Annotated in this window: 1 protein-coding gene; it reads right to left on the bottom strand. The window is 48.8% G+C overall.

Going from position 1 to position 2,167, the window contains the following annotated elements; translation table 11 throughout:
- Positions 1-2,167 (bottom strand): hypothetical protein (locus tag KIS29_11475; protein ID MBX8640946.1); only part of this gene is annotated, 2,167 nt, incomplete at both ends.

The raw sequence follows: 2,167 nt of genomic DNA, 5'->3' as shown, positions 1-2,167 counted from the left end.
AAAGACGTCCTCGCCTGCCGGATAGAATATTTGGAGGATTGGCGCATTTCCGGATGCAGGAATTGAGTACAGGGAAAGATACCATGTCGCGGATGATGAGGAATGAGTTACGAGCTCTACCCGTATAAGGGAGCCGTTTGAATACCTGAACAGCACGTTCGAGATCGAGGGGTTGGCATAGGGCGACCAGTAGGTGCTGCTTTCCGTGAGGTTATATACGAAATTGCCGCTTGCTGATGTCCCGGCGTTTGTAATGGTGATCGGGTACTGCTGCGTCAGTGAATCACCGCCGATCTCCACCAAGAACGTGGAGTTGTATGCCGGATAGAGGGGGCTCGAATATTCGTATGTGATTGAGTAAAAGGCGCCATCGAATTTTATTGTCAGGGTGAATCCTGTCAGGCCTTCGCTTGGAGGATACATTGTCATGCTCCCGGATGCCGTATCGAACGTGTTGCTCTGGAACTCTGTGCCCGAATCGTATGCAGTGACGGTACCGACGATATCATGCACGGTTGTGAAATGCATATTAACAGGCTCGCTTGGCGTAAGCTGGCTGCCGTATACGGGCGTTATTACCGGATCTATAGAGACCTGCCAGGTGAGAACCTGCGTAGGTCCAGAAATAGAAGATAGGACCCCCTCAGTGACGGATGGCACGTTATTGAATGAGACCGTGATGGTATAGGTTCCCGTCCTGGCGTAAGAATGAGTGAATGTCAGAGAATAAGTTGTTCCCTGCACATTTGAATTACTTCCGTCGCCCCACTGAACAGAGACGGCCTCGGTTTCGCCTGAGAAGACCGGCTGTGAAATGTTGAAGTAAAGCTCCATTTCAGATCCGGTTCCCATGAACTGAAGATAGGAGCTGACATATTGCGGAGCAGTATTGGCGACTGATATTGTCTGGATGTAGTTGTCGATTGTCTGCGCAGAAGTATATGTGTTGCTGTAGGTATAGGAATGATCCTGTGCATTGGATTGTTGGCTGTATGATCCATTGTTGAGCGAGATAAAGAATCCTGCCTGCGAACATGAATAATCAACCTGCTCAAGGTCGATCACAGTCACGGACGGGACAAACGTCCCTGAATCCGTAAGGAATGAATTGGTTCCAGATTCATATGGCCCGAAGTATGCACCTGACGGAGTAGAGTAGGAGAAAGGAACGGCATACGTGAATTCATTTGGCGAGGGGTTCGACGGACTGTAGGCAACCGAACCTGAGAAGTAGCTCCCAACATTATTCAATACGGCTTGTTCTTGATTCTCAAGCGTTATCGTATATGTCACCGATGAAGCTGACGTTGCGACTGAACCACTTCCGCCTGGATTCGGGTCACCATTAACGTTTCCAAACATCTCGTTTATGTATGACCCCGAAAGGATGCCAGCAGTGGTTGTCGCCGTAGAGTCCAGTGTGGCACCATCCCCGGCATACTCTGAATATATCTGGGGTACGTACGGGTTGGAAAACACAATATTGTAGGACGCCTCATTGGCAGGGATAGTGAAAAAACAGCCCTGCGTTCCGTAGCTTGTTCCAATTACGCCATTGATCGCCGTATTGGAACCTGTTACGGATGTCTGGATCGAATTTGTCTGAGATCCCGTATTTGATGTCATGCCGCTTGGTGCAGTTGACCATACATACCCGGATTGAAGAACATCTGTAAACTGAACAGACCATGAGCCAACCTGAACCGTAAATGGAGAGTCATAGACAGTCCATTGCGGGTCAATGTAGGCGTAGGACGTCTCAATGGATGCGTAGTTGAAGGTGTGAGACCATGTATAAGTCACGTCGAGAGGCGATGTAAGATTCGCGTACACCGTACCTATAGCCTCTGATATGCCACCAGATGTAGATGATGACCCTATGTTGAAGGCAACCTGGTCAAGCTCCACGTTCGTGGTGTCGGAAAACATCCCGAAATACATGGAACCGAAATTCTGAGTCCATCCAGCAACGGTGTTTGAAGACTCCGTCCATGATGAAGAGGATGAGAATACTGGGATCGAAGTATATGATGAATTTTCCGAGAATGGCACACTGAATGTGTATGGCGTATTGCTTTCTGATGCCAAAGTGTAATATGTTGCGCTGACGCCGACTGATGCGAGTGGATCTGAAACATTTGCCTGCGGCCCGATGGATGGATGGTAT

This window comes from Candidatus Sysuiplasma jiujiangense (assembly GCA_019721075.1).
In the GTDB taxonomy this organism is placed as follows: Archaea; Thermoplasmatota; Thermoplasmata; order Sysuiplasmatales; family Sysuiplasmataceae; genus Sysuiplasma; species Sysuiplasma jiujiangense.
Note: the sequence above shows the minus strand (reverse complement) of the source record. Positions and strands in the feature narration are given on the sequence as shown.